The sequence below is a fragment of the Streptomyces sp. SJL17-4 genome, assembly GCF_036826855.1.
Taxonomy (GTDB): Bacteria; Actinomycetota; Actinomycetes; order Streptomycetales; family Streptomycetaceae; genus Streptomyces.
In genome coordinates this window covers 6663573-6690000 of record NZ_CP104578.1, presented here as the reverse complement: position 1 = coordinate 6690000, position 26428 = coordinate 6663573, and the positions used below count along the sequence as shown (strand labels likewise).

The 26428-nt window shown below is 70.4% G+C and carries 29 protein-coding genes; 12 read left to right on the top strand and 17 right to left on the bottom strand.

What is annotated here, in order from left to right; translation table 11 throughout:
• Positions 1 to 501 precede the first annotated feature (501 nt).
• A complete protein-coding gene (locus N5875_RS30100) occupies positions 502 to 1164 on the bottom strand; it encodes a DNA-3-methyladenine glycosylase (protein ID WP_338497319.1) in 663 nt (220 codons plus the stop codon).
• Positions 1165 to 1252: 88 nt separating this feature from the next.
• Here N5875_RS30100 and N5875_RS30095 point away from each other — a divergent pair, with 88 nt between their 5' ends.
• From N5875_RS30095 to N5875_RS30085, 3 genes are all read left to right on the top strand, one after another.
• Entirely contained in the window at positions 1253 to 2035 is a 783-nt protein-coding gene (locus N5875_RS30095; RefSeq protein ID WP_318207060.1) for a sporulation protein, read from the top strand.
• A gap of 53 nt (positions 2036 to 2088) precedes the next feature.
• Positions 2089 to 2625, top strand: coding sequence for a YbhB/YbcL family Raf kinase inhibitor-like protein (locus tag N5875_RS30090; RefSeq protein ID WP_338497317.1), 537 nt, complete (start codon positions 2089 to 2091; stop codon positions 2623 to 2625).
• A gap of 167 nt (positions 2626 to 2792) precedes the next feature.
• On the top strand, positions 2793 to 3299 hold the full coding sequence (locus N5875_RS30085; protein WP_189830354.1) for an HNH endonuclease: 507 nt from the start codon (positions 2793 to 2795) through the stop codon (positions 3297 to 3299).
• Positions 3300 to 3374: 75 nt separating this feature from the next.
• Here the strand turns inward: N5875_RS30085 and N5875_RS30080 are convergent, their stop codons facing one another.
• From N5875_RS30080 to N5875_RS30065, 4 genes are all read right to left on the bottom strand, one after another.
• Complete coding sequence (locus N5875_RS30080; protein WP_318207062.1) at positions 3375 to 4148, bottom strand: sulfite exporter TauE/SafE family protein; 774 nt, start codon at positions 4146 to 4148, stop codon at positions 3375 to 3377.
• A gap of 92 nt (positions 4149 to 4240) precedes the next feature.
• Positions 4241 to 5179, bottom strand: coding sequence for an SPFH domain-containing protein (locus N5875_RS30075; protein WP_318207063.1), 939 nt, complete (start codon positions 5177 to 5179; stop codon positions 4241 to 4243).
• A 93-nt stretch (positions 5180 to 5272) separates the two neighbouring features.
• The gene (locus N5875_RS30070; RefSeq protein WP_318207064.1) at positions 5273 to 5704 is read right to left on the bottom strand and encodes an NfeD family protein; all 432 of its coding nucleotides are present in this window, start codon (positions 5702 to 5704) and stop codon (positions 5273 to 5275) included.
• Positions 5705 to 5780: 76 nt separating this feature from the next.
• A complete protein-coding gene (locus N5875_RS30065) occupies positions 5781 to 6578 on the bottom strand; it encodes an ABC transporter ATP-binding protein (protein ID WP_318207065.1) in 798 nt (265 codons plus the stop codon).
• Between the two features lie 157 nt (positions 6579 to 6735).
• On the opposite strand from N5875_RS30065, the gene N5875_RS30060 reads away from it, so the two are divergent.
• Entirely contained in the window at positions 6736 to 7533 is a 798-nt protein-coding gene (locus tag N5875_RS30060) for a hypothetical protein (protein ID WP_318207066.1), read from the top strand.
• Positions 7534 to 7755: 222 nt separating this feature from the next.
• Here the strand turns inward: N5875_RS30060 and N5875_RS30055 are convergent, their stop codons facing one another.
• The 3 genes from N5875_RS30055 to N5875_RS30045 all read right to left on the bottom strand — a co-directional run bounded on the left by N5875_RS30055 (position 7756) and on the right by N5875_RS30045 (position 9936).
• Positions 7756 to 7998, bottom strand: coding sequence for a chaplin (locus N5875_RS30055; protein ID WP_318207067.1), 243 nt, complete (start codon positions 7996 to 7998; stop codon positions 7756 to 7758).
• A 155-nt stretch (positions 7999 to 8153) separates the two neighbouring features.
• A complete protein-coding gene (locus N5875_RS30050) occupies positions 8154 to 8798 on the bottom strand; it encodes a response regulator transcription factor (RefSeq protein WP_318207068.1) in 645 nt (214 codons plus the stop codon).
• A complete protein-coding gene (locus N5875_RS30045; protein WP_318207069.1) occupies positions 8791 to 9936 on the bottom strand; it encodes a GAF domain-containing sensor histidine kinase in 1146 nt (381 codons plus the stop codon). The genes N5875_RS30050 and N5875_RS30045 overlap by 8 nt, the downstream gene beginning before the upstream one ends.
• A gap of 442 nt (positions 9937 to 10378) precedes the next feature.
• Here N5875_RS30045 and N5875_RS30040 point away from each other — a divergent pair, with 442 nt between their 5' ends.
• A complete protein-coding gene (locus N5875_RS30040) occupies positions 10379 to 11161 on the top strand; it encodes a transglycosylase SLT domain-containing protein (RefSeq protein ID WP_318207070.1) in 783 nt (260 codons plus the stop codon).
• Between the two features lie 86 nt (positions 11162 to 11247).
• Here the strand turns inward: N5875_RS30040 and N5875_RS30035 are convergent, their stop codons facing one another.
• Positions 11248 to 13875 (bottom strand): FHA domain-containing protein, encoded by a 2628-nt coding sequence (locus N5875_RS30035; protein ID WP_318207071.1) that lies wholly within the window; start codon positions 13873 to 13875, stop codon positions 11248 to 11250.
• A gap of 221 nt (positions 13876 to 14096) precedes the next feature.
• Between N5875_RS30035 and serB the strand changes: the two genes are divergently transcribed.
• Complete coding sequence (gene serB / locus N5875_RS30030) at positions 14097 to 15314, top strand: phosphoserine phosphatase SerB (protein ID WP_318207072.1); 1218 nt, start codon at positions 14097 to 14099, stop codon at positions 15312 to 15314.
• A gap of 118 nt (positions 15315 to 15432) precedes the next feature.
• Here serB and N5875_RS30025 read toward each other — a convergent pair whose 3' ends face one another.
• The 4 genes from N5875_RS30025 to N5875_RS30010 all read right to left on the bottom strand — a co-directional run bounded on the left by N5875_RS30025 (position 15433) and on the right by N5875_RS30010 (position 17794).
• The gene (locus tag N5875_RS30025; protein WP_318207073.1) at positions 15433 to 15951 is read right to left on the bottom strand and encodes a histidine phosphatase family protein; all 519 of its coding nucleotides are present in this window, start codon (positions 15949 to 15951) and stop codon (positions 15433 to 15435) included.
• A 35-nt stretch (positions 15952 to 15986) separates the two neighbouring features.
• Entirely contained in the window at positions 15987 to 16190 is a 204-nt protein-coding gene (locus N5875_RS30020) for a hypothetical protein (RefSeq protein ID WP_318207074.1), read from the bottom strand.
• Positions 16191 to 16346: 156 nt separating this feature from the next.
• Entirely contained in the window at positions 16347 to 16463 is a 117-nt protein-coding gene (locus N5875_RS30015) for an SGM_5486 family transporter-associated protein (protein WP_252121862.1), read from the bottom strand.
• A gap of 17 nt (positions 16464 to 16480) precedes the next feature.
• A complete protein-coding gene (locus N5875_RS30010) occupies positions 16481 to 17794 on the bottom strand; it encodes an MFS transporter (protein WP_318207075.1) in 1314 nt (437 codons plus the stop codon).
• 81 nt (positions 17795 to 17875) lie between these two features.
• Between N5875_RS30010 and N5875_RS30005 the strand changes: the two genes are divergently transcribed.
• Positions 17876 to 18589, top strand: coding sequence for a FadR/GntR family transcriptional regulator (locus tag N5875_RS30005; RefSeq protein ID WP_318207076.1), 714 nt, complete (start codon positions 17876 to 17878; stop codon positions 18587 to 18589).
• On the opposite strand, the gene N5875_RS30000 is transcribed toward N5875_RS30005, so the two are convergent.
• From N5875_RS30000 to fabG, 3 genes are all read right to left on the bottom strand, one after another.
• A complete protein-coding gene (locus N5875_RS30000; RefSeq protein ID WP_318207077.1) occupies positions 18534 to 18944 on the bottom strand; it encodes a hypothetical protein in 411 nt (136 codons plus the stop codon). The two genes, N5875_RS30005 and N5875_RS30000, sit on opposite strands and share 56 nt — an antisense overlap.
• 162 nt (positions 18945 to 19106) lie before the next feature.
• Entirely contained in the window at positions 19107 to 19883 is a 777-nt protein-coding gene (fabI, locus tag N5875_RS29995) for an enoyl-ACP reductase FabI (RefSeq protein ID WP_318207078.1), read from the bottom strand.
• 2 nt (positions 19884 to 19885) lie between these two features.
• Positions 19886 to 20605, bottom strand: a complete 720-nt coding sequence (fabG, locus tag N5875_RS29990) for a 3-oxoacyl-[acyl-carrier-protein] reductase (protein ID WP_318207079.1) — start codon at positions 20603 to 20605, stop codon at positions 19886 to 19888.
• Between the two features lie 242 nt (positions 20606 to 20847).
• On the opposite strand from fabG, the gene N5875_RS29985 reads away from it, so the two are divergent.
• The 3 genes from N5875_RS29985 (at position 20848) to tyrS (ending at position 25103) form a co-directional block, all read left to right on the top strand.
• Positions 20848 to 22371 (top strand): TldD/PmbA family protein, encoded by a 1524-nt coding sequence (locus tag N5875_RS29985; protein WP_318207080.1) that lies wholly within the window; start codon positions 20848 to 20850, stop codon positions 22369 to 22371.
• On the top strand, positions 22368 to 23759 hold the full coding sequence (locus N5875_RS29980; RefSeq protein ID WP_318207081.1) for a metallopeptidase TldD-related protein: 1392 nt from the start codon (positions 22368 to 22370) through the stop codon (positions 23757 to 23759). Before N5875_RS29985 ends, N5875_RS29980 begins: the two co-directional genes overlap by 4 nt.
• Positions 23760 to 23834: 75 nt before the next feature.
• The gene (gene tyrS / locus N5875_RS29975; protein WP_338497309.1) at positions 23835 to 25103 is read left to right on the top strand and encodes a tyrosine--tRNA ligase; all 1269 of its coding nucleotides are present in this window, start codon (positions 23835 to 23837) and stop codon (positions 25101 to 25103) included.
• Between the two features lie 94 nt (positions 25104 to 25197).
• On the opposite strand, the gene N5875_RS29970 is transcribed toward tyrS, so the two are convergent.
• Positions 25198 to 25473, bottom strand: a complete 276-nt coding sequence (locus tag N5875_RS29970) for a GlsB/YeaQ/YmgE family stress response membrane protein (protein ID WP_318207083.1) — start codon at positions 25471 to 25473, stop codon at positions 25198 to 25200.
• A 169-nt stretch (positions 25474 to 25642) separates the two neighbouring features.
• Here N5875_RS29970 and N5875_RS29965 point away from each other — a divergent pair, with 169 nt between their 5' ends.
• On the top strand, positions 25643 to 25987 hold the full coding sequence (locus N5875_RS29965) for a DUF3099 domain-containing protein (protein ID WP_318207380.1): 345 nt from the start codon (positions 25643 to 25645) through the stop codon (positions 25985 to 25987).
• Between the two features lie 182 nt (positions 25988 to 26169).
• On the top strand, positions 26170 to 26385 hold the full coding sequence (locus N5875_RS29960; protein ID WP_189830380.1) for a hypothetical protein: 216 nt from the start codon (positions 26170 to 26172) through the stop codon (positions 26383 to 26385).
• The last annotated feature ends 43 nt before the right edge of the window (positions 26386 to 26428 follow it).

Sequence of the window (26428 nt, the reverse complement as noted above, 5' to 3'; positions counted from 1 at the left end):
ATCGGGTGACACTCGCGTTGAGCGGGACAGTCAGGCCGGAATAAGGCCGACTGTCCACAGCGTCCTCGCTGTGTATGTTGCCTACCCACCACAAGGGCCGGCAGGACTTTCAAAGGAACCTCGCCATCCGAAGATGGACGGGGTATCAACTAATCTGGCGTTGATTTTTGGCACGCTGTTGAGTTCTCAAGGAACGGACGCTTCCTTTGTACTCACCCTCTCGGGCTTTCCTCCGGGCTTCCCTTCGTGTTTCCAACCTTACCAGATCATTTTCCGTTCCGTTTCCGGTTCGGAGTTTGTATCCGGTGGCCTGTTGGCTGCCTTTCGCCTTTCGGCGTGTTCACTACTTTAGCTGATTTCTTCGGTGACTCATAATCGAGTCAATCGAATTCGTATTCCGGCATGCCGAAATACGCCCCTGCTGGGGAGTCGTCTTGAGTAGTGGGTGGCCGCTGCGGGGTGCTCGAACAAGCAGGCCCGTAACCAGCTGCTCGGGCTACGTTAGGCGCTCGGGGCCCCCGAGTCAAGTGGACGTTTCCGGGGCGTGTGGGGGCGATACGGACTCACCGTCGGGTCGTCGTCGATCCAGAAGCGCCAGGGGTGCGGGGCGCCGTCGCCGCCGACTCCTGTGCGGGGGCCGTTGCGGATGCGGTCGGGCGCCGGCGGGGTGCCGGTCAGGAGGGAGAGAGGGGCGTCCGGGCCCGCGCAGGTGTCGGTGCCGTTCAGGGAGAGGCCGATGTCGAGGGCCGTGGCGAGACGGGCGGGGCCCTTGGCCAGCTCGTGGTCGTACCGGGCCGAGCGGCGGCGGGGGCGTGCCTGCTCGGCGCCCCGAAGGACCTCCCCCGCGCGGAGCAGTACCCCGCTCGCCTCGCCCTCCGGGCCGCACACCAGGTTGAGGCAGTGCCACATGCCGTAGGTGAAGTAGACGTACGCGTGGCCGGGCGGGCCGAACATGACGGCGTTGCGCGCCGTCCGGCCCCGGAAGGCATGCGAGCCGGGGTCGATCGCGCCGGCGTACGCCTCCACCTCCGTGAGGCGCAGTTCCATCCGTCCTCCGGGGGAACGGCGGAGGAGTGTGCGGCCGAGGAGGTCGGGGGCGACCTCGAGGACCGGGCGGTCGAAGAAGGTCCGTGGGAGCGGCGTACGGTCGGGGCTCTCGCTCATGGCGCACGAGCGTAGTGGGGGTCCGCTGGGGAACCGACTACGGTCGTCGCGCGTATGTAGGGGTCAGGACTGAGAAGGAGTGAAGGTCATGGGTTTCAAGAAGCTGCTCGCGAGCCTGGGTGCTGGTGGGGCCACCGTGGAGACGGTGCTCACCGAGGAGAACGTGGTTCCCGGCGGTGTCGTCCAGGGTGAGGTCCGGATCCAGGGCGGCAATGTCGACCAGCAGATCGAGGGGCTTTCCGTCGGGCTGCAGGCGCGGGTCGAGGTCGAGGGCGGTGACCAGGAGCAGAAGCAGGACATCGAGTTCGTCAAGGTCCGTCTGGGCGGTGCCTTCGAGGTGAAGGCCGGCGCGGTGCACGTGGTGCCGTTCGGCCTGGAGATCCCGTGGGAGACGCCGGTGACCTCGGTCTCGGGGCAGCAGCTGCGCGGGATGAACATCGGTGTGACCACCGAGCTGGAGATCGCCCGCGCGGTGGACTCCGGTGACCTGGACCCGGTCAACGTGCACCCGCTGCCGGCGCAGCAGGCGATCCTCGACGCGTTCCTCCAGCTGGGCTTCCGCTTCAAGAGCGCGGACATGGAGCGCGGGCAGATCCGGGGGACGCGGCAGAAGCTGCCCTTCTACCAGGAGATCGAGTTCTTCGCGCCGCAGCAGTACCGGGGTCTGAACCAGGTCGAGGTCAGCTTCGTCGCGGACGACCGTGAGATGGACGTCGTCCTGGAGATGGACAAGAAGCCGGGTCTCTTCGGTGAGGGCAGCGACTCGTTCCGTGCGTTCAAGGTGGGTCTGAACGACTTCCACACCACCGACTGGGCGGCTTACCTGAACCAGTGGCTCGCCGAGGTCGGCGGCCGCCGCAACTGGCTCTAGGCTCGGCCCCGTAAAGGCTGCTGAGGCAGTACGGGCGAGACGGAGGATTCGACGTGTCCGAGGGCAAGAGGGCGCCGCTCCCGCATGACTTCCATCCGCCGGTGGCGGCGTTCACCCTGGTGAGCGACGACATCGCGCCGGGCGGGGTCCTGAAGGACGCTCAGGTGTACGCGGCGGGGAACACCTCTCCGCAGCTGCGCTGGGAGGGGTTCCCGGCGGAGACGAAGAGCTTCGCCGTCACCTGCTTCGATCCGGACGCCCCCACGGGCAGCGGGTTCTGGCACTGGGTGCTGTTCGACATCCCGGTGTCGGTGACCGAGCTGCCCGCCGGTGCCGGGTCGGGGGCGTTCGAGGGGCTGCCGGCCGGGGCCGTGCACGTCCGGAACGACTACGGCTCGAAGGACTTCGGTGGCGCGGCTCCTCCGGCCGGGGAGCAGCATCGCTATGTCTTCACCGTGTACGCGGTGGACAGCGAGAAGCTCGGTCCGGACGGCGATGTGTCGCCGGCGGTGGTCGGGTTCAATCTGCGCTTCCACACGCTGGGGCGTGCCCAGTTGATCGGTGAGTACGCGGCTCCCGCGGCGGTCTGATCGTTCGTTTGTTGTTTGCCCGCTTCTGGTCTTGGAGAGATCAGAAGCGGGCATCTTTTGTTGCGCGGGAAATATTGCGTTGTCCGACCCGGGCCGGCCCGGCCATCGTTGATCCAGGCCCCACCGCCCCGCTCCGGGGCCGGGCCTGCACACGGGAGGTGGGCACAATGCGGGACACGCTGGTACTCAACGCGAGCTTCGAGCCGCTGTCGACGGTCACTCTGAACCGTGCGGTGGTGCTTGTCCTGACGGACAAGGCCGTCGTCGAGCACGCCCACCCCGATCTGCGGGTCCGAGGTGCGGCCGTCGATCTTCCGGTGCCGCGGGTGATCAGGCTCTGCCGCTACGTCCGGGTGCCGTTCCGAAGACAGGCGCCGTGGTCGAGGAGGGGGGTGCTGGTGCGGGACCAGCACCGGTGCGCGTACTGCGGGCGGCGGGCGACGACCGTGGACCACGTGGTGCCGCGGGCCCAGGGCGGTGGGGACAGCTGGCTGAACACGGTCGCTTCCTGCGCCGAGGACAACCACCGCAAGGCGGCCAGGACCCCGGAGCAGGCGGGGATGCCGCTGCTGTTCCAGCCGTTCGAGCCGACGCCCGCGGACGCGATGCTGCTGGCGATGCGGGCGAGCGAGCGGTCGGAGCTGCCGGAGTGGCTGGCGAAGGCTGCCGCGTAACCCTGTCTCGTAGCGGAAGGGCCCGCCTCCCCCGGTGTGGGGAGGCGGGCCCTTCCGCCGTTCCGGGCTCCGGAACTAGCGGAGCGTCAGCTGGAGGATGGCGATGACGCCGACGGTGATGATCACTCCGCGCAGGACCGTGGGCGGCAGCCTGCGGCCGACCTTGGCGCCGATCTGGCCGCCGATGGTGGAGCCGACGGCGATGAGCAGGACGGCCGTCCAGTCGAACTCGGCGACGAAGAGGAAGAAGACGGCGGCGACGCCGTTGACGAGGGCGCCGAGGATGTTCTTGACGGCGTTGATCCGCTGCAGGGTGTCATGGAGCAGCAGGCCCATCAGGGAGAGGTAGAGCACGCCCTGGGCGGCGCCGAAGTACCCGCCGTACATGCTGGCGAGGAGGAGGCCGACGAGGAGGACGGGGCCGCCGTCGGGGTGGGCCTCGGTGCCGGTCTGTTCGCGGCGGCGCTTGACGGCGGCGGCGATGCGGGGCTGGAGGACGACCAGGACGAGTGCGAGGCCGATGAGGACCGGGACGATCGCGTCGAAGGCGTCGGACGGGAGCGCGAGGAGCAGGATCGCGCCGATCAGGCCGCCGATGAGGGCGGCGACGCCGAGACGGATGATGCGGCGCTTCTGGCCCTTGAGTTCGGCCCGGTAGCCGATGGCTCCGCTGATGGAACCGGGGACGAGGCCGAGGGCGTTGGAGACGTTCGCGGTGATCGGAGGGAGTCCGGTCGCGAGAAGGACCGGGAACGTGATGAGCGTTCCCGATCCGACGATGGTGTTGATGGTGCCGGCGCCGATGCCGGCGGCGAAGACCGCCAGGGCTTCCCAGATGGACAACGCCATCTCCTTACATGGTCAGCGAGTCGCCTCCCCGCCCTGGCGTCGCCGGGGTCGAGGGGCTCGCACCGATCATGCACGAGGATTACGTGTACGTGTCAGTCAACCGGCGGTTCGTCTCGCCTTTCGGCCGCGGCGCCCTTGGTGTTGAAGCCGGGGAGGCTGCCGTCCTTGTTGCCGAAGGCGCCCGAGAGGCCCTTGAGTGCGTCGCCGATCTCGCTGGGCACGATCCAGAGCTTGTTGGCATCGCCCTCGGCGATCTTCGGAAGCATCTGGAGGTACTGGTACGAGAGCAGCTTCTGGTCCGGGTCGCCGGCGTGGATGGCCTCGAAGACCGTACGGACCGCCTGGGCCTCGCCCTCGGCGCGCAGGGCGGCGGCCTTGGACTCGCCCTCGGCGCGGAGGATCGCGGACTGCTTCTCGCCCTCCGCGGTGAGGATGGCGGACTGGCGGGTGCCCTCGGCGGTGAGGATCGCGGCGCGCTTGTCGCGCTCGGCGCGCATCTGCTTCTCCATCGAGTCCTGGATGGAGGTCGGCGGCTCGATCGCCTTGAGCTCGACGCGGTTGACGCGGATGCCCCACTTGCCGGTGGCCTCGTCGAGGACGCCGCGGAGGGCGGCGTTGATCTCCTCGCGGGAGGTCAGGGTCCGCTCCAGGTCCATGCCACCGATGATGTTGCGCAGGGTGGTGACGGTGAGCTGCTCGATCGCCTGGATGTAGCTGGCGACCTCGTAGGTCGCGGCCCTCGCGTCGGTCACCTGGTAGTAGATGACCGTGTCGATGTTGACGACGAGGTTGTCCTGGGTGATCACCGGCTGGGGCGGGAACGGGACGACCTGCTCGCGCAGGTCGATCCGGTTGCGGATGGAGTCGATGAACGGGACGACGATGTTCAGTCCGGCGTTGAGCGTGCGGGTGTAGCGGCCGAAGCGCTCCACGATCGCCGCGCTCGCCTGCGGGATGACCTGGATCGTCTTGATCAGGGCGATGAAGACAAGCACCACCAGAATGATCAGGACGATGATGACTGCTGACATCGTGTTCCCCGTGCCCTTCGCTGCCGGTTGACTGCCGGATCGCTTTCGATGATCGAGTTTCCCAGATGGCGGAGCGTCATGGGTGAGGTTCGGTCACATGACGACGGCGGTCGCCCCGTCGATGTCCACGACATCGACCTGTTCGCCCGGTTCGAAGGTCTGTCCGGTGTCGAGTGCGCGGGCGGACCAGATCTCCCCCGCGAGCTTGATCCTGCCGGCGCCGCTGCCGTCGACCCGTTCCAGGACCACCGCCTGACGCCCCTTCAGGGCGTCGACTCCGCTGGCCACTTGGGGTCTTCCGTCGCGGTGACGTGCGGCGATCGGGCGCACCACCGCCACGAGCGCCACGGAGACGACGACGAAGACGAGAACCTGGGCGACGACGCCGAAGCCGAGGGCCGCGGTCACCGCCCCCGCGATCGCGCCGACGGAGAACATGCCGAATTCGGGCATCGCGGTCAGGACCAGCGGAATGCCGAGCCCCACCGCGCCGATCAGCCACCAGACCCATGCGTCGATGTCCACATGGTCATGGTAGGGCGGGTGGGGTGCTCCGGGACAGGGCGCGGGCGGCTGTGCGGGACGCCGGCGCTCCGGCCGCTTACTTCAGGGGCAGTCCGTGGGCGGTCCAGCGGTCGCCGACCCGCTCGACGACGAGCGGCAGGCCGAAGCAGTGCGAGAGGTTGCGGGAGGTCAGTTCCATCTCCACCGGGCCCGCGGCGAGGACCTTGCCCTGACGGATCATCAGGACGTGGGTGAAGCCGGGCGCGATCTCCTCGACGTGGTGGGTGACCATGATCATGGAGGGGGCGTACGGGTCGCGGGCGAGGCGGCCGAGGCGGCGGACGAGGTCCTCGCGGCCGCCGAGGTCGAGTCCGGCGGCGGGCTCGTCGAGGAGGAGGAGCTCGGGGTCGGTCATCATGGCGCGGGCGATCAGGGTGCGCTTGCGCTCGCCCTCGGAGAGGGTGCCGAACTTCCGGTCCAGGTACTCGTTCATGCCGAGGCGGTCGAGGAAGGCCTTGGCGCGCTGCTCGTCGACCGGGTCGTAGTCCTCGTGCCAGGTGGCGGTCATGCCGTACGCGGCGGTGAGGACGGTCTGCAGGACGGTCTGGCGCTTGGGGAGCTTCTCCGCCATGGCGATGCCGGCCATGCCGATGCGGGGACGGAGCTCGAACACGTCGGTGCCGACGCCGCCGAGACGCTCGCCGAGGATGTCGGCGGTGCCCTTGGTGGGGAAGAGGTAGCTGGAGGCGATGTTCAGAAGGGTGGTCTTGCCGGCGCCGTTGGGTCCGAGGATCACCCAGCGCTCGCCCTCCTTGACCGACCAGGAGACCTCGTCCACCAGAGCCCGTCCGTCGCGGACCACGGATACGTCCACCAGCTCCAGTACATCGCTCATGAGCGCGTTGTCTCCCCTTGCGGTCGAGTCGTGTCGTCGCCTTGCGCCGGTGGGCGCGGCGTCCAGGGGAAAACCTACGTTATCGACGGAGCGGGCCCGTCCCTAGGGCTTCCTTTGAGTCCCCCGGTGCGCCCAGGACTCCCCCTAGTCTTGGGGAATGCTTTCGGAACCACGCTCAGGACGCCTGGCCGCTTGGGGCAATGCCCTGCTGGCCGGGGCGGTGTCGCCGGACGAGGCGGCGCTGGCCATTGTCGGGGAGGACGCGGTGCACCGCGTGGAGGGGCTGCCGGGTGAGGCGCGGCCGGTGGGGCTGACGCTGGCGCTGGGCCGGCTGCGGCGGCTCGGGGTGACCGGGTGGCGGGTGGCGCTGCCCGCGCCGGGGCATCCGCTGGGGCTGAGCGGGCCGCCGGACTTCAACGCGCGCGCGTTGGAGGCGGAGGAGGCGGTGGTGGGCCACGGCGCTCCGTACGGCCTCGTGCCGGAGGTGTCGGAGGCGGGGCCGGTGGGTGACGTCCATGTGGAGGTGGTCTGGCGCTGTCTCGCGGTGCGGGAGGCGCCGCCGGCGGACGTGCCGTCGCTCGGCGAGGCCGAGCGGGAGCTGGCGGAGGCCCTGCGGGACGCGACGTCGGTCCTGACCCGGCTGGACGTGGCGGCCTCGGGCCCGGCGGCGGACGCGGCCCGCGAGGCGTACCGGGCGCGGGCGGAGGTGGGCCGCGAGGTCCTCGCCCCGGGCTACCCGCCGCGGGCGGTGCGGGTCCTGGAACTGGCGCAGCGGGTGGGCCTGCTGGTGGACCTGGCGTACGACCACGGGCACGGGGGCGCGGTGAGCGCCTCGGAGATGGCGGCGCGGGGGGCTGCGCTGCGGCCGGTGGAGCGGGTGGCGCGACGGGCGCAGGTGGCGGCGTACAACGCGTATGTGGAGGAACGGGAGCGGGAGCGGGATCGGGGGTTCTGAGCCGGAACGGCCTCGGCACCACGGTGCGGCTCGGTGCGCCGGGGCGACGGGCGCGGGTCGCCGCGTACAGGGCTTACGGGTCCTGGGGCGGAGGTGCGGGGAGCGGGCGGCGCCCTGGGGGGTTGTGCCCACCCGTTCCGCCCTGCGGAACGATTGCCCGCAACGGGGGAAAGGGGCCGGCCCCCGGGGGGATCGTCCGGGGGCCGGTTGTTCTGGGGGCGATCAGCCGTTGACGGCGTGGTTGCCGAAGGCCGGGTTGAGCAGGCCGATCACGTTGACCGTGTTGCCGGAGACGTTCACGGGGACGTGGACCGGGACCTGCACCAGGTTGCCGGACGCGACGCCCGGCGAGTTGAGGGCCTTGCCCGTGGCCTCGGCGCCGTGGGCGGAGGCGACACCCGCACCGGCGGCGACGATGCCACCGGCGACCATGGTGAGGGCAGCGGCCTTCTTGAGGTTCTTCACTTGGTACATCCTCCTGGTCATCGCTGCGGCCGGTCAGCCGCAGCACGCCATGGAGAACGCGGCACCCCCCGTCAGGTTGCGCCGAACGGGGGACATACACACGACGGTATGAAGGACAGAACGGTCGTGCGCCCGGCGCACGGGGGGCGCACGCGTCAGTTGGTGAGGCCGTGGCGGACCGCCCAGAGGGCCGCCTGGGTGCGGTCCGCGAGGTCGAGCTTCATCAGGATGTTCGAGACGTGCGTCTTCACCGTCTTCTCCGAGAGGACGAGCGCGCGGGCGATCTCGCGGTTCGAACGGCCGTCCGCGATCAGGCCCAGTACCTCGCGCTCCCGCTCCGTGAGGGTCGATCCGCGTCCCGTGCCCCCGTGGGAGTCGTCCTGGGCGAGGAGCGCGCCCGCGACCTCGGGCTGGAGCAGGATGTGCCCGGCGTGGACGGAGCGGATCGCGCCGGCCAGCGCGTCGGGGTCGATGTCCTTGTAGACGTAGCCGGAGGCGCCGGCGCGGAGCGCGGGGACCACCGTGCGCTGTTCGGTGAAGCTGGTGACGATCAGGACCCTCGCCGGGTTGTCCAGCTCGCGGAGCCGCTTCAGCGCCTCGATGCCGTCCGTCCCCGGCATCTTCACGTCCATGAGGACCACGTCGGGGCGGAGCTCCTCGGCGCGCGCGACGCCCTCGGCGCCGTCGGAGGCCTCCCCCACCACCTCTATGTCGTCCTGCACCTCCAGAAAGGTGCGCAGGCCTCTGCGGACGACCTGGTGGTCGTCGACCAGCAGGACACGGATCTGCTTGTCAGCCACCGGGAACCTCCATCTCGATCGTGGTGCCCTCGCCCGGGGCCGAGGTCACGGTGAGCGATCCGCCGACGCCGCCCGCCCGGTCCCGCATGGAGACCAGGCCGAGGTGGCGCCCCGCACTGCGGACCGTACGCGGGTCGAAGCCCTTGCCGTCGTCGGTGACGGTGAGCCGCGCGCCCTGGCCGGCGCGGGTGAGGGAGACCGTGACGAGCGCCGCGTCCGCGTGCCGCAGGGCGTTGTGCAGGGCCTCCTGGGCGACCCGGAGCACCGCTTCCTCCTGCGCCGCCGGCAGCGCGCGCGTCCCGGGGCTCTCGAAGGTGACCCGGGCGGTGTGGGCGCGGTCCAGGACCTGGATGTGGGTACGGAGGGTGTGGACGAGGCCGTCCTCGTCGAGGGCGGCGGGGCGGAGCTCGACGACGGCGGCGCGCAGCTCGTCGGCGGCCTCGGCGGCCAGAACGGCGACCTGCTGGAGCTCGCCCTTGGCGCGGGCGGGGTCGCGGTCGACGAGCGCGGCGGCGGCCTGGGCGGTCAGCCGGAGCGAGAAGAGCTTCTGGCTGACGGCGTCGTGCAGCTCGTGGGCGAGGCGGGAGCGCTCCTCGGCGATGGTGAGCTCGCGGCTGCGCTCGTACAGCCGGGCGTTGGTGAGGGCGATGGCCGCGTGCTGGGCCAGGATCGAGAGGAGTTCCTCGTCCTCGGCGGTGAAGCCGCAGCCGCCGTTCTCCCGCGGGCAGCGCTTGTTGGCGAGGAAGAGGGCGCCGAGGGTCTCGTCGCCGTCCCTGACGGGGAGGCCGAGGAAGTCGGAGAGTTCGGGGTGGGCCTCCGGCCAGCCCCCGAAGCGGGGGTCCTCGCGGACGTCGGCGAGTCGCTCGGGCTCCGCCTTGTGGAGCATCGCGGCGAGGATGCCGTGCTGCCGGGGCAGCGGGCCGATCGCCTTCCACTGTTCGTCGCTGACTCCGTCGACGACGAACTGGGCGAAGCCGCCGTGGTCGTCGGGGACGCCCAGGGCCGCGTACTCGGCGTCGAGCAGCTCGCGGGCGGAGGCGACGATCGTCTTGAGGACGTCGCGGACCTCCAGATGGCGGCTCATGGCCAGGAGGGCGGTGCTCACGGCGGCCAGGCCGGAGCTCGGTCGATGGCTCATGTGTTCACCGTACCGGCGGGCCGTGACGGTCCGTATCCGTCCGGAGACCGCGAAGGAGGGGGACCGGGGACCTAGGTCGTACGGCCCGGGGGCCCTTGTCCTCCCCCAGGAGGAGGGGACTCTCCGTGGGCTCACTGTGCGCATTGCTCACGCAACGCCTGGTGAGTTCGTTACGTGCCCGATGTGAGCCCGCGCATAGGACCCACGTCACTTACGAAGCCCCCTAGTGGACTCCCGGAGGGCGGGTCAGGGTGGGGTGAGCCCGACATAAGGGCGCTTCCGTGGCTCGTGCACGAGGCCCTGATCCACTACCCGGGATCGTACGTCACACCTTTGCCACGGGATTTTGCTGCCGCTAAGAATTGCCCCCGTCGCCGCCGAAGCAGGCGCACCGCCATCCCGGCGAGCGACGACCCCCAGCGATTCGAAGAGGTAGTCCGTTATGTCTGCGAACACCCCTGGCCACAGTCGTGGTCTGAAGAAGACCCACAAGGCCACGATCGCCGGCGTCGCCGCTCTGGGCGCCGCCGCGCTCACCCTCTCCCTGGTCCCCGGCAACGGCTCCACCGAGACCGAGCCCCAGGCTCTTTCCGGTACGCAGCAGGTGGCCTGGTCGTACGACGCGAGCAGCCCGCAGGCGAAGGCCCTGGCCGCCAGCGTGACCGAGCAGCACACCACCGTCGGCCTCCAGGCCAAGCAGGCGGCCGAGGCGAAGGCCAAGGCCGACGCCAAGGCGAAGGCCGCCGCGGCGGCCAAGGCGAAGGCCGACGCGCAGGCCAAGGCCGCTGCGAAGGCGAAGGCGGACGCCAAGGCCAAGGCCGCGGCGAAGGCGAAGGCCGACGCGAAGAAGCGCGCCGCGGAGAAGGCGGCCGCGAGCCGTTCCGTCGCCCGTACCCCGGTCTTCGCGAACAACCTCGACGGCTGGATCCGCGAGGCGCTGTTCATCATGGACAAGCACAACATCCCGGGCACGTACAACGGCCTGCACAAGAACATCATGCGTGAGTCCAGCGGCAACCCGCGGGCCATCAACAACTGGGACATCAACGCCATCAACGGCGTCCCGTCGAAGGGCCTGCTGCAGGTCATCTACCCGACCTTCAAGGCCTACCACATCCCCGGCACCAAGTTCGACCAGTACGACCCGGTCGCCAACCTCGTCGCCGCCGCCAACTACGCGGCCGACCGCTACGGCTCGATCGACAACGTCAACAGCGCGTACTGATCGCACTCGGTCCGCTGTCGTACGCCGAAGGGCGGCACCCCCCGCACTGGGGGTGCCGCCCTTCGGCGTACCGGTCGTTCAGTCGATCACTTGCGCATGACCTCGGGCTCGTGGCGGCGCAGCAGTCGCGCCACGGCGACGCAGCAGATGGCCGCCATGGCCAGCTGGATGCCGAGGTCGAGGCTCCACTGTGCGACCGTGTGCTCCCAGAGCGGGTCGGTGTTCGTGGGGTTCTTGTGGTCCCACGGCGGCATCAGGTGTGCCAGGTCCAGGGTGGCGCCGGCGCCGGCGATGCCCCAGCGGGAGGGCATGAGCCAGGCGAACTGCTCCAGGCCGGGCGAGTCGTACACCTGGAAGAGGATGCCGGTGAACACGACCTGGATGATCGCGAACATGACCAGCAGCGGCATGGTCTTCTCGGCGGTCTTCACCAGCGCGGAGATGACCAGGCCGACCATCATCGAGGTCAGGCCGAGCCCGATGACCTGGATGCACAGCTCGACGGCCGGCGGCATGAACAGGCCCTCTTCGGGCAGCGCGCGCGTGGAGAAGCCGATACCGCAGATGATCACGCCCTGGAAGGCCGTGATCACGCCGAGGACGATGACCTTGGACATCAGGTACGCGGAGCGGGACAGGCCGACGGCACGCTCCCGCTCGTAGATGACCCGTTCCTTGATCAGCTCACGGACCGAGTTGGCCGCGCCGCTGAAGCACATGCCGACCGCGAGGATCAGCATGATCGTGCCGGCGTCGCCGTTGAACCGGGACGGGGGCGTGGGCTTGCCGAGGCCGAAGTCGGCGGGGATGACGACGGACACCGCTCCGAGGACCGCCGGCAGGATCACCATCAGGGCCATGAAGCCCTTGTCGGAGGCGATCACGGAGACGTAGCGGCGGATCAGCGTCCACAGCTGGGAGCCCCAGCCCTGCGGCTTCGGCGGCCTGGCCATCGCCTGCTGCGGCATCTGGACGGGCTGCGCGGCGACGGCGTCGATGTCGGCGGCGTACAGCTGGTAGTGCTGCGAGCCCTTCCAGCGGCCCGCCCAGTCGTAGTCGCGGTAGTTCTCGAAGGCGGAGAAGACATCGGCCCACGTGGAGTAGCCGAAGAAGTTCAGCGCCTCGTCCGGCGGGCCGAAGTACGCCACCGAGCCGCCGGGGGCCATGACGAGCAGCTTGTCGCAGAGGCCCAGCTCGGCCACCGAGTGGGTGACGACGAGGACCGTGCGGCCGTCGTCGGCGAGGCCGCGGAGCAGCTGCATGACATCGCGGTCCATGCCCGGGTCGAGGCCGGAGGTCGGCTCGTCCAGGAAGATCAGCGACGGCTTGGTGAGGAGCTCCAGGGCGACCGAGACGCGCTTGCGCTGACCACCGGAGAGGGAGGTGACCTTCTTCTCCTTGTGGATGTCGAGCTTGAGCTCGCGCAGCACCTCGCCGATGCGGGCCTCGCGCTCGGACTCGGCGGTGTCGCCGGGGAAGCGGAGCTTGGCGGCGTAGCGCAGCGCCTTCTGGACGGTCAGCTCCTTGTGCAGGATGTCGTCCTGCGGGACCAGACCGATGCGCTGGCGCAGCTCGGCGAACTGCTTGTAGAGGCTCCGGTTGTCGTAGAGGACGTCGCCCTCGTTGGCCGGGCGGTAGCCGGTCAGCGCCTTGAGCAGCGTGGACTTTCCGGAGCCGGACGGGCCGATGACACCGATCAGCGACTTCTCGGGGACGCCGAAGGAGACGTCCTTGAGGATCTGCTTGCCGCCGTCGACCGTGACCGTGAGGTGGCGGGCCGAGAAGGAGACGGAGCCGGTGTCGACGAACTCTTCCAGCTGGCCGCCGACGAGCCGGAACGTCGAGTGGCCGACGCCGACGATGTCCTGGGGGCCGAGGAGGGCGGTGCCGCCCTTGGTGATCGGCTGACCGTTGACGTACGTGCCGTTGTGCGAGCCGAGGTCGCGGATCTCGAAGCGTCCGTCGGGCGTCGCGTGGAACTCGGCGTGGTGCCGCGAGACCTGGAGGTCGGAGACGACCAGCTCGTTCTCGAGGGCACGGCCGATGCGCATGACGTGGCCGAGGGCCAGCTGGTGGAACGTGGTGGGGCTGCGGTCGGCGTACGCCGAGGAGGCACCCCCGGCTCCGCCGGCGGCGGGAACCTTCTGCGCGAGCTGCTCGACGGGGCCGCCCTGGCCCGGGTGGCCGACGGGGCCCTGGTGGCCGCCAGGGCCCTGCTGGTGCGGGACCTGTTGGTGGGCGGGCGGCTGGGCCTGCTGCTGCCAGTTCTGCTGCGGCGGCGCCTGGTGCGTGGCCCAGTCGGCCTGGGCCGCGGCGGCCTGGTGGGCAGGGGCCTGCTGGGCGTGGGCCGGAGCCTGCTGGTGCGGGGCCTGCTGGTGCGGGGCCTGCTGCTGAGATGCGCCGGCCGCGCCGACGGCGGCGAGATTCAGCCTCGGGCCGTCGGTGGCGTTGCCGAGGTGGACGGCCGAGCCGGGGCCGATCTCCACCTGGTGGATCCGCTGCCCCTGCAGGAACGTGCCGTTGGTCGAGCCGTGGTCCTCGATGACCCAACTCCGGCCGCCCCAGCTGATGGTGGCGTGGCGCCACGAGACCCTGGCGTCATCGATGACCAGGTCGCCCTGCGGGTCGCGGCCCAGGGTGTACGACCTGGACGGATCGAGCGTCCAGGTCCTTCCGTTCAATTCCAGTACGAGTTCTGGCACTCCATGCCCCACTACTTGTCCCCCGATGTACCCCCGTCGCGGGGAGTCCAGGGATGCGAATCATCCTGGGGAACTATTTCAGGCCCGGTCCCCTCTCCGAAAGTCGGGCCGCGTGAAGACCCGGCGCAGGCTCTCCGAGAACGCTCCCGGGATCAAGGGCACGGCCGCTCGGGTGTCCGCTGGGCGGGACGGGGGGTCGGGTGGCACGCGGTGCCCGATACGGTGGAAGCACCATGAGCGCATCGCAGACCTCAGACGTTCCCACCCTTCTCGTCAAGATCTTCGGGAAGGACCGTCCCGGGATCACCGCCGGACTCTTCGACACCCTCGCCGCCTACTCCGTCGACGTCGTGGACATCGAGCAGGTCGTCTCCCGCGGCCGCCTCGTCCTGTGCGCGCTCGTCACCGAGCCGACCGTCGCCTCGCAGGGCGAGCTCCGCGCGACCGTGCACAGCTGGGCCGAGTCGCTGAAACTCCAGGCCGAGATCATCTCCGGCACGGGCGACAACCGTCCTCGCGGTGAGGGGCGCTCGCACGTCACCGTGCTGGGCAACCCGCTGACGGCGGAGCAGACGGCGGCCATAGCGGCCAGGATCGCGGAGGCCGGCGGCAATATCGACCGTGTCTTCCGGCTGGCGAAATACCCGGTGACGGCCGTCGAGTTCGCCGTCTCCGGCTGTGAGACCGAGCCGCTGCGGACCTCCCTCGCCACCCAGGCGCACTCCATCGGGGTCGATGTGGCCGTGGTCTCCGCCGGGCTGCACCGGCGGGCCCAGCGGCTCGTCGTCATGGACGTCGACTCGACGCTGATCCAGGACGAGGTGATCGAGCTCTTCGCGGCGCACGCCGGGTGCGAGGACAAGGTCGCCGAGGTGACGGCCGCCGCGATGCGCGGTGAGCTGGACTTCGAGCAGTCGCTGCACGCGCGCGTGGAGCTGCTCGCCGGGCTCGACGCCTCGGTGGTCGACAAGGTCCGCGCCGAGGTGCGGATGACGCCCGGGGCCCGGACCCTGATCCGTACGCTCAAGCGGCTCGGCTACCAGGTGGGTGTCGTCTCGGGCGGGTTCACGCAGGTCACGGACGATCTGAAGGAGCGGCTCGGGCTCGACTTCGCCTCGGCCAACACCCTGGAGATCGTCGACGGCAAGCTGACCGGTCGGGTGACCGGCGAGATCGTGGACCGGGCGGGCAAGGCGCGGCTGCTGCGCCGGTTCGCGGCGGAGGCGGGGGTGCCGCTGGCGCAGACCGTGGCGATCGGCGACGGGGCGAACGATCTGGACATGCTGAACGCGGCCGGTCTCGGCGTGGCGTTCAACGCGAAGCCGGTGGTGCGCGAGGCCGCGCACACGGCGGTGAACGTGCCGTTCCTGGACACCGTGCTGTATCTGCTGGGGATCACACGCGAAGAGGTGGAGGCGGCGGACGGCGGCGCGGAGGACCTGCTGCACTGAGCCGTGTGTGAACCCGTACGCGGGTGAACCGTACGAGGGAGGGCCCGGTCGTCGAGTGACGGCCGGGCCCTTTCCCGTACGGCTGCGGAGGAGGCGTACGGAAGACCGAGAGTGCGGATCAGACGTGCGGGGTCCAGAAGTCGACGAGGCGCCCGGTGCCGTGCTCCAGGGACTTCCACGAGCCGGTGAAGGTGACGACGGCGAAGGCGGAGGTCGGGAAGCCGCTGCGGTTCATCCGGGCCAGCGCGTCGCCCTCCGAGTCGCCCGCGAGGGCGTCGGCGAGGGCGTGCATCCCTGGGTTGTGGCCGATGACGAGGAGGTCGGACACGTCCTCCGAGGTCTCGTTGAGCAGGGCGATGAGCTCGCCGAGCGAGGCCTCGTACAGCCGCTCCTCGTACACGGTCTTCGGGCGCTCCGGGAGGGCCTGCACGGCCAGCTTCCAGGTCTCGCGGGTCCTGGTGGCGGTGGAGCAGAGGGCCAGGTCGAAGGCGATGCCGGTCCCGGCGAGCCGACGGCCGGCGACGGGGGCGTCCGCGCGGCCTCGCTCGGCGAGGGGGCGCTCGTGGTCGGACTCCTGGTTCCAGTCCGCCTTCGCGTGTCGGAGCAGCACGATCCTGCGGGGTGTGTCGACGCTCATGGTCCTCAGCTTCGCACGAAACGGCTCGCGCCGACTCAGAGAGAGAGCGTTTGCTGGATCCGCTCCAGGAACCCTCCGGCCCCTGGGTCGCCGACCGCCGCGTGGGCCTCACCGGGGCCGGTCATCAGCAGCAGAAGAGCGACGAACGCGGCCGCCGGGAGGGCGAGGGCCCACCAGGGCAGCCGGGTGTCGACACCGGTCGCCTCGGGCCGGACGCGGGTGGACGTATGGGCCGACATGACCGCCTCCGTGGGTGAGAACTCCGCTTTCCCTGTTGTCTCCAACCTAGGGATCGCGGGCCCCTCGGCCCATCCGGTGATCCACCCACTTCACCCTGAGTCCCGCCCCCTAGGGGATGCGGGGGTTATCCCCACCGCGGGGCGCGGGGAGCCGCCTCACGGGGAGGCGAACGAGGCGATGAAGCCGATGACGACCGTGATGCCGATCATCGCGCCGAACACGATGAGCAGCTTCTTCTGGCCGTTCGGGGGATTGGGTTCGAGAACTGGCATGGCGACAGTCTCGCATCTCAGGATTCGTCCTCGACCGTCCGGTCCCTGCCCGCCAGGGTTCCGACGATCATCTGCGGCACCATGAGCCCGCCCATGAGGGCGATCGGCAGTCCCCAGCCGCCGCTGTGCTGGTAGAGCACGCCGACGAGGAGGGGGCCGGGGATGGAGATGAGGTAGCCGACGCTCTGTGCGAAGGCGGAGAGCCGGACGACTCCTGCGCCGGTGCGCGAGCGCATGCCGATCATCGTGAGGGCGAGCGGGAAGGAGCAGTTGGAGACGCCGAGGAGCAGCGCCCAGATCCAGGCTCCGGCGGCGGGGGCGAGGAAGAGGCCGGTGTAGCCGGCGAGGCCGCAGAGGCCGAGGGCGACGACGATCGGGCCCTGGTTCTTCATACGGGTGGCGAGCCGGGGGATCACGAAGGCGAGCGGGACGCCCATGACCATGGTGACGGCGAGGAGCACGCCCGCGGTGGAGGCGGGGACGCCCGCGTCGCGGAAGATCTGCGGCATCCAGCCCATGGTGATGTAGGCGCCGGTGGCCTGGAGGCCGAAGTAGCAGCCGAGGGCCCAGGCGGTGCGGCTGCGGGTGATGCGCGGGGCGGCGGTCCGCGTCGCGACGGCGGTGGCCCGGGTCGCCGTGGCGGCGCGGTCCCGGTCGCGTACGAGCGGGATCCAGGGCAGGACGGCCAGCGCGGCGATGGCCGCCCAGACTCCCAGGCCGATGCGCCAGTCGCCGCCGAGGGCGGCGGTCATGGGGACGGTCGCGGCCGCGGCCATGGAGGTGCCGAGGGCGAGGGCCATGGAGTAGAGGCCGGTCATGCTGCCGATGCGGTCGGGGAAGTACCGCTTGACGATGACCGGCATCAGGACGTTGCTGACGGCGATGCCCATGAGGGCGAGGGCGCTGGCGGCGAGGAAGCCGACCGTGCCGCCGGCGAAGGGGCGCAGGATCAGGCCGGTGAAGATCGCCGCCATGCCCGCGCAGACGACGGCGGCGGGGCCGAAGCGGCGGGCGAGGCGCGGGGCCGTGATGCCGAAGACGGCGAAGCAGAGCGGGGGGACGGAGGTGAGGACGCCGGCGACGGTGCCGCTCATGTGGAGGCCCGCGCTGACCTCTTCGAGGAGGGCGCCGAGGCTGGTGATGGCGGGGCGCAGGTTCAGCGCGGCCAGGACGAGTCCGACGGTGACGAGGCCGAGGGTCCAGCGCTGCGCCTGCCCCTGTGCGGGAGAATCGCCGGCGACGGCGGCTCCGGGCGGGGTCGTGGTGGCCGCCGGGACGGTGGTCGTGGCCGGTCGTGCGGCTGGGTCGAGGGTCTTCGGCTCGTCAGGCATGGGGCCATCATAGAATCATGGGATGATTGGTTGTCCAATCTCGAACGACTTGGGCGACTCGAACGAATGGGAAGGTGCTCCATGGCCCTCGGCCACCCCCGGCGCGCAGGCCTCTCCGATCAGGTGATCGCCGAGCTGCGGAACCAGATCACGTCCGGCGAGTGGCCGGTGGGTTCGCGCATCCCGACCGAGCCCGAGCTGGTCGAGCAGCTGGGCGTGGCCCGCAACACCGTGCGCGAGGCGGTACGCGCGCTCGCGCACAACGGGCTCCTCGACATCCGCCAGGGCTCCGGGACGTACGTCATCGCCACCAGCGAGCTGGCGGGCGTCATGCACCGCCGCTTCGCCGGCTCCGACCCCCGGCACGTCGCCGAGCTGCGCTCGACGCTGGAGTCCGCCGGGGCGCGGCTCGCGGCCGCCCGGCGCACCGAGCGGGATCTGAAGCAGCTCGACACCCTGCTCGTACGACGCGAGGAGGCGTGGGAGTCCGGTGACGCGGAGCGGTTCGTGAGCGCCGACGCGACCTTCCACCACGCGGTCGTCGCCGCCTCGGGCAACGAGGTGCTCACCGAGCTCTACGCGGACCTCGGCGATCTGCTGCGGGAGTGGCTGCGCGACGACGTCGGGCAGGAGCTGCGCCCGGAGAACTGGATGGACCACGCGCGCCTGGTGGACGCGATCCGGGAGGGCGACGCCGAGCGGGCCGGTACGGAAGCGGCCGGCTATCCCTACATGTGCCTCAGGAGCCCCGTACCGGAGCCGGATCGGGAGCCTGGTCGGCCGGCTGGTGAGTGATCCAGGCGGACCGGACCTCCTTCCAGCAACGGCTGGTGATCTTGCCGTAGTCGGCGGGTCCGACCTCCACGGGGGCGCTGTCGGAGTCGATGTCCCACCAGCGCTCGCACTCGACGTGGAGCCGGACCCGGTCGGTGCGGGGGTACGGGTTGTGGCAGTGGGCGGTAACGGTCGAGCCCTGGACGACGGTGCGGCAGGAGGCGCCGAAGTTCTCCGGCTCCTCGGCCGCCGGGACGGTGACGGGGACTTCCTCGGCCGGGGCGGGTGCGGCCCGTACCTCGGCGGCGACGGCGACCCCGGTGAGCAGTACGGCGACGGAGGCGAACGCGCCGAACCCGTGACGTATCGCGCGCATGCCCGTACCTCCTCCCCGTCAGCAGCAGAAGCATCACGCTCTGCCCCAGTCTGGGGTGGTTCGCTCGACTTTTCGAGTCGGGCAGGAGTTGCGGAACGGCGAGGGCCGTGTGTCCGCCCGCTCCGGGCGGGCACACGGCCCTGACGCTCTGACGAGAAGCGGTTACGCGCCGATGGCGTGCAGGCCGCCGTCCACGTGGATGATCTCGCCGGTGGTCTTCGGGAACCAGTCCGAGAGCAGCGCGACGATGCCGCGGCCGGCCGGCTCCGGGTCCGAGAGCTCCCACTCCAGCGGGGCGCGGCTGTCCCACACGGACGCCAGCTCGCCGAAGCCGGGGATCGACTTCGCGGCCATCGAACCGATCGGGCCCGCCGAGATCAGGTTGCAGCGGATGTTCTGCTTGCCCAGGTCACGCGCCATGTAGCGGCTGGTGGCCTCCAGGGCGGCCTTGGCCGGGCCCATCCAGTCGTACTGCGGCCAGGCGAACTTCGCGTCGAAGGTGAGGCCGACGACCGAGCCGCCCTCGCTCATCAGCGGCAGCAGTGCCATCGTCAGCGACTTCAGGGAGAAGGCGGAGACGTGCATGGCGGTGGCCACGGACTCGAACGGGGTGTTCAGGAAGTTGCCGCCGAGCGCGTCCTGCGGCGCGAAGCCGATGGAGTGCACGATGCCGTCGAGGCGGTCGCCCAGGTGCTCACGGACCTGGCCCTCCAGGCGGGCGAGGTGCTCGTCGTTGGAGACGTCGAGCTCCAGCACCTTGACCTTGTCGGGGTGGGGCAGCTTCTTGGCGATGCGCTCGGTCAGCGTCGGCCGGGGCCAGGCGGTGAGGATGATCTCCGCGCCCTGCTCCTGGGCCAGCTTCGCGGTGTGGAAGGCGATGGAGGACTCCATCAGCACACCGGTGATGAGGATGCGCTTGCCCTCGAGAATTCCGCTCATGGTCAGTGACCCATGCCCAATCCGCCGTCAACCGGGATGACGGCTCCAGTGATGTACGAGGCGTCGTCGGAGGCGAGGAACTTCACCGCGGCGGCGATCTCCTCCGGCTGGGCGTAGCGGCCCAGCGGCACCTGGGACACGATGCCCGCGCGCTGCTCGTCGGTGAGCACCGCGGTCATCGCGGTGTCGACGAAGCCGGGCGCGACGACGTTGAAGGTGATGTTGCGGGAGCCCAGCTCACGCGCGAGGGAACGGGCGAAGCCCACCAGGCCGGCCTTGGAGGCGGCGTAGTTGGCCTGGCCGGCGGAGCCCAGCAGACCGACCACCGAGGAGATCAGGACGACGCGGCCCTTCTTGGCGCGCAGCATTCCGCGGTTGGAACGCTTGACGACCCGGAAGGTGCCGGTGAGGTTGGTGTCGACGACCGAGGTGAAGTCCTCCTCGGACATGCGCATGAGGAGCTGGTCCTTCGTCACGCCGGCGTTGGCCACGAGGACCTCCACCGGACCGTGCTTCTCCTCGATCTCCTTGTACGCCTGCTCCACCTGCTCACCGTCGGTGATGTCGCACTTGACGGCCAGGCAGCCGAGCTCGGTGAGGGCCGCCGGCGGCTCGCCGGAGCGGTACGTGATCGCGACCTTGTCGCCGGACTCGGCGAACGCGCGGGCGATGGCGAGGCCGATGCCCCGGTTTCCTCCGGTGACGAGAACCGAGCGGCTCAACGGATCACCCTTTCGATAGCGGTCTGGTAGCCGAAAACCTATCGGTATCGCCCCCGACATGAGGAATCGACCTCCCACAGTGGCTCCCGGGTGTCACTGTCGGGTCCCTACAGCTCAGGCCACCCGACGTCGGTAATGCGCCGACTCCGCGGGCCGTCCCGTGATTGACTTCCGGGGCAGATCAACGACAGCTCCACCACAGCTCCACCACAGCCTTCCGATCACCGAGAGCGAGGCCGCTCGTGGTCCACCAGATCGACCCTTCGTTCGTCGCGCTGCCCCTGCGGGCGCTCGCCGACGCGGCGCTCGCCCGAGCGCGCGCGCTCGGTGCCGAGCACGCGGACTTCCGCCTGGAGCGGGTGCGCAGCGCCTCCTGGCGGCAGCGCGACGCCAAACCGTCCGGTTCCTCGGACACCACGGACCTCGGCTACGCGGTGCGGGTGGTGCACGGCGGGGCCTGGGGCTTCGCGTCCGGGGTCGACCTGACCATGGACGGGGCCGCGAAGGTCGCCTCGCAGGCGGTCGCCATGGCGAAGCTGTCGGCCAAGGTGATCGCGGCGGCGGGCTCCGACGAGAGGGTGGAGCTCGCGGCGGAGCCGGTGCACGAGGAGCGCACCTGGGTCTCCTCGTACGAGATCGACCCCTTCTCCATCCCCGGCGAGGAGAAGAGCGCGCTGCTCGCCGACTGGAGTTCCCGGCTGCTTCGGGCGGAGGGCGTGGCGCATGTGGACGCCTCGCTGCTCACCGTCCACGAGAACAAGTTCTACGCGGACACCGCCGGCACCGTGACCACCCAGCAGCGTGTCCGGCTGCACCCGCAGCTCACGGCGGTCGCCGTCGACGAGACGACCGGCGAGTTCGACTCGATGCGGACGATCGCGCCGCCGGTCGGGCGGGGCTGGGAGTACCTGACGGGCACCGGCTGGGACTGGGACAAGGAGCTGGACGAGATTCCGGCGCTGCTCGCCGAGAAGATGCGGGCGCCGAGCGTCGAGGCGGGCCGGTACGACCTGGTCGTCGACCCGTCGAACCTCTGGCTGACGATCCACGAGTCGATCGGGCACGCCACCGAGCTGGACCGGGCCCTCGGCTACGAGGCGGCGTACGCGGGCACGTCCTTCGCGACCTTCGACCAGCTGGGCAAGCTGGCGTACGGCTCCTCGATCATGAACGTGACGGGTGACCGGACCGCCGAGCACGGTCTCGCGACGGTCGGGTTCGACGACGAGGGCGTCGAGGCGCAGAGCTGGGACCTGGTGAAGGACGGCACGCTCGTCGGCTACCAGCTGGACCGGCGGATCGCGAAGCTCACCGGCCTCGGCCGGTCGAACGGCTGCGCCTTCGCCGACTCCCCCGCGCACGTGCCGGTGCAGCGGATGGCGAACGTCTCGCTCCAGCCGGACCCGGGCGGTCTGTCGACCGAGGACCTGATCGGGGGTGTGGAGCGCGGCATCTACGTGGTCGGTGACCGGTCCTGGTCGATCGACATGCAGCGCTACAACTTCCAGTTCACCGGGCAGCGCTTCTTCCGCATCGAGAACGGCCGGCTCGCCGGTCAGCTGCGGGACGTGGCCTACCAGGCGACGACCACCGACTTCTGGGGATCGATGGAGCAGGTCGGCGGCCCGCAGACGTACGTCCTCGGCGGCGCCTTCAACTGCGGCAAGGCGCAGCCGGGCCAGGTCGCCGCGGTCTCCCACGGCTGCCCCTCCGCCCTCTTCCGGGGCGTCAACATCCTTAACACGACGCAGGAGGCCGGGCGATGAGCCGCGTCAGCAAGCCGTACGAGATCGTCGAGCGGGCCCTGGAGCTGTCCCGTGCCGACGGGTGTGTCGTCATCGCCGACGAGGAGTCCTCGGCGAATCTGCGCTGGGCGGGCAACGCGCTCACCACCAACGGTGTCACCCGCGGCCGTACGCTCACCGTCATCGCGACCGTCGACGGCGCGCAGGGCACCGCCTCCGGTGTCGTCTCCCGGTCCGCCGTGACCGTCGACGACCTGGAGCCGCTGGTGCGGGCCGCAGAGGCCGCCGCGCGTGCCGCCGGGCCCGCCGAGGACGCCCAGCCGCTGGTGACGGGCGTGCCCTCGTCGCCGGACTTCACCGACGCGCCCGCGGAGACGTCCTCCGCCGTGTTCGCCGACTTCGCGCCGGCGCTCGGCGAGGCCTTCGCCCGCGCCCGGGTCGGCGGCCGTGAGCTCTACGGCTTCGCCAACCACGAGCTGACCTCCACCTATCTGGGGACGTCGACGGGCCTGCGGCTGCGCCACGACCAGCCCAAGGGCACCCTGGAGCTGAACGCCAAGTCCCCCGACCGCTCGCGGTCCGCCTGGGCCGGCCGCTCGACGCGGGACTTCAAGGACGTCGACCCGGCCGCGCTCGACGCCGAGCTGGCGACCCGCCTCGGCTGGGCGGAGCGCCGCATCGAGCTGCCCGCCGGGCGGTACGAGACGCTGCTGCCGCCGACGGCCGTGGCCGACCTGCTGATCTACCAGCTGTGGTCCTCCACGGCCCGGGACGCGGTCGAGGGCCGTACGGTCTTCTCCAAGCCCGGTGGCGGCACCCGGCTCGGCGAGACCCTGTCCCCGCTGCCGCTGACCCTGCGCAGCGACCCGAACGAACCGGGCCTGGAGTCCGCGCCGTTCGTCATCGCCCACTCCTCGGGCGACGACTCCTCCGTCTTCGACAACGGTCTGCCGGTCGCACCGACGGACTGGGTGCGCGACGGGAAGCTGGAGCGTCTGATCACCACCCGGCACACGGCGGAACTCACTCGCCTGCCGATGGCTCCCGGAGCGGAGAACCTCATCCTGGACGGCGGGGGCGAGCGCTCCCTGGAGGAGATGGTCGCCTCGACGGAGCGCGGTCTGCTCCTCACCTGCCTCTGGTACATCCGCGAGGTCGACCCGGCGACGCTGCTGCTCACCGGACTGACCCGGGACGGCGTCTACCTCGTCGAGAACGGCGAGGTGGTCGGCGAGGTGAACAACTTCCGGTTCAACGAGTCGCCGGTGGACCTGCTGTCGCGGGCCTCCGAGGCGGGCCGGACGGAGAAGACGCTGCCGCGCGAGTGGAGCGACTGGTTCACCCGAGCCGCGATGCCCGCCCTGCGGATCCCCGACTTCAACATGAGCTCGGTCAGCAAGGGGGTCTGACCCACCTAGACTGAGACAGCTGTTCCCCCGAGTTTTTCCCACCGGCATCACCGGCATCACAAGGAGACGGACGACGTGACCGACATCGTCGACGAGCTGAAGTGGCGTGGGCTCTTCGCCCAGTCCACCGATGAGGACGCACTGCGCAAGGCTCTCGCGGACGGTCCCGTCACCTTCTATTGCGGTTTCGACCCGACCGCGGCCAGTCTCCACGTCGGCCACCTGGTCCAGGTCCTCACCGTCCGCCGGCTCCAGCAGGCCGGGCACCGGCCGCTGGCGCTGGTCGGCGGGGCCACCGGTCAGATCGGTGACCCGCGGCCGACGGCCGAGCGCACCCTGAACGACCCCGAGACGGTCGCGAACTGGGTGAACCGGCTGCGCTCGCAGATCGAGCCGTTCCTCTCCTTCGAGGGGGAGAACGCGGCGGTCATGGTGAACAACCTGGACTGGACCGCCGGCCTGTCGGCGATCGAGTTCCTGCGGGACATCGGCAAGCACTTCCGGGTCAACAAGATGCTGACCAAGGACTCCGTCGCCCGGCGCCTGGAGTCCGAGCAGGGCATCAGCTACACCGAGTTCAGCTACCAGCTGCTCCAGGGCATGGACTTCCTGGAGCTGTACCGCCGGTACGGCTGCACCCTCCAGCAGGGCGGCTCGGACCAGTGGGGCAACCTGGTGGCCGGCCTCGACCTGATCCACCGCCTGGAGCCGGGCGCCGAGGCGCACGCGCTGGCGACCCCGCTGATGGTCAAGGCGGACGGCACCAAGTTCGGCAAGACCGAGAGCGGCGCCGTCTGGCTCGACCCGGAGATGACCACGCCGTACGCGTTCTACCAGTTCTGGCTGAACGTGGACGACCGGGACGTCTCGACGTACATGCGGATCCTGTCCTTCAAGTCCCGCGAGGAGCTGGAGGCGCTGGAGGCGCAGACCGCCGAGCGGCCGCAGGCGCGCGCCGCGCAGCGTGCGCTGGCCGAGGAGCTGACCGCTCTGGTGCACGGCGCCGACCAGTGCGCGGCCGTCATCAACGCCTCCAAGGCGCTGTTCGGCCAGGGCGACCTGGCGGAGCTGGACGAGGCGACGCTGGCCGCCGCCCTGTCCGAGCTGCCGCACGCGCGGGTGACCGAGCTGGGTCAGGTCGTCGACCTGTTCACCGAGGTCGGCCTCGCCCCGAGCAAGTCGGGGGCGCGCCGCACGGTGAAGGAGGGCGGGGCGTACGTGAACAACGTGAAGGTCACCGCCGAGGACGCCGAGGTGTCGGCGGACGAACTGCTGCACGGCCGCTGGCTGGTGCTGCGGCGCGGCAAGAAGAACCTGGCGGCGATCGAGTTCACCGGCGCGTGATCCCGTAGCACCGCACGGACACGCCGGGAGGCCCGGTGCGGCACATCGCGTGCCGTACCGGGCCTCCCGGTTCTCGTGGAGTCGATGAGCGGAGCTAGGCCCGCTGTCTGCTGCCCTTGATCGAGGCCCACAGCATGTCGCCCACTCCGACCACCGCGACGGCGCCGATCAGCTGGAGCAGGTGGCGGGTCCAGTCGATGCCCTTGGTGTCGTTGACACCGATCCAGGTCGCGACGGCGTTGCCGAGCACGCTGCCGAGAATGCCGAACACGGTCGTCAGCCAGAGCGGGATCTGCTGCTTCCCCGGCAGGATCGCCTTCGCGATCAGGCCCAGGACGAATCCCACGATGATCGCCCACAACCAACTCATCGTCGCCTCCTTGTACGCATGTGCGCCCAGTCTCGGCGCATCCGCCATACGACGCATGTCGGACAGCGCCATCCGTGCCCCGGTCTCGTCGGCGGAGAAGGGCGGGCGTACGGTGGAACGAGGTCCGGACCGGGGAGAGTCCGGCGCGACCGGTGGGTGGTGGACGGCGATGCCGAAGCGTGGCGGGAGCGAGGTCTTCCGGATCACGGGGGCCCGGCAGGGGCTCGCGGACGACGTCCGGGGACGGCAGCGGCGCTACATCATCTCGATGACGGTCAGGACGCTGTCGGTGATCGCGGCCGCGGTGCTGTGGAACGTCGAACGGCACGTGGCGATCGTGGCGCTCGCCCTGGGCATCCTGCTCCCCTATATCGCGGTGGTCATCGCGAACGCGGGACGTGAGACCTCTCCGTCCCTTCCCTCCACCTTCGTACCGGCACCGGTACGGCCCGCGATCGGTGCCGCGGAGGCCTCCGCGGACGGGGACACGGAGCGACCGTACGGCCGGAACTGATCACGGACAGTGGCCGGAAAGCTCAAGAAAAGCTCAGATCAATCGTGAAGTTCCGGTGCACGACACCCCATGTGCCGTGACATACTGCCTACGCGCTCCGCATCCCCCGTCGGAGCGACGGACCGATGCCGGGCAGCTCCCCCCGTGGCTGCTCGGCATCGCCCTTGCTGGACAATGATCAGGTGAGCGAAGAGAAGCCGATCTGTTCCGCCAAGGGCTGCCGCGCCGACGCCGTATGGGTGCTCGCGTGGAACAACCCCAAGCTGCACACGCCCGAGCGTCGCAAGACCTGGCTCGCGTGCGAGGAGCACCGGGAGCACTTGTCCCAGTTCCTGGGTGTACGGGGTTTCCTCAAGGACGTCGTACCGCTGGCCGACTGGGAGTCCGCCGAGGCCTGATCCGACAGGCGGGCCCAGGGCTGCGGGCCCTGGGGCCGCCTTT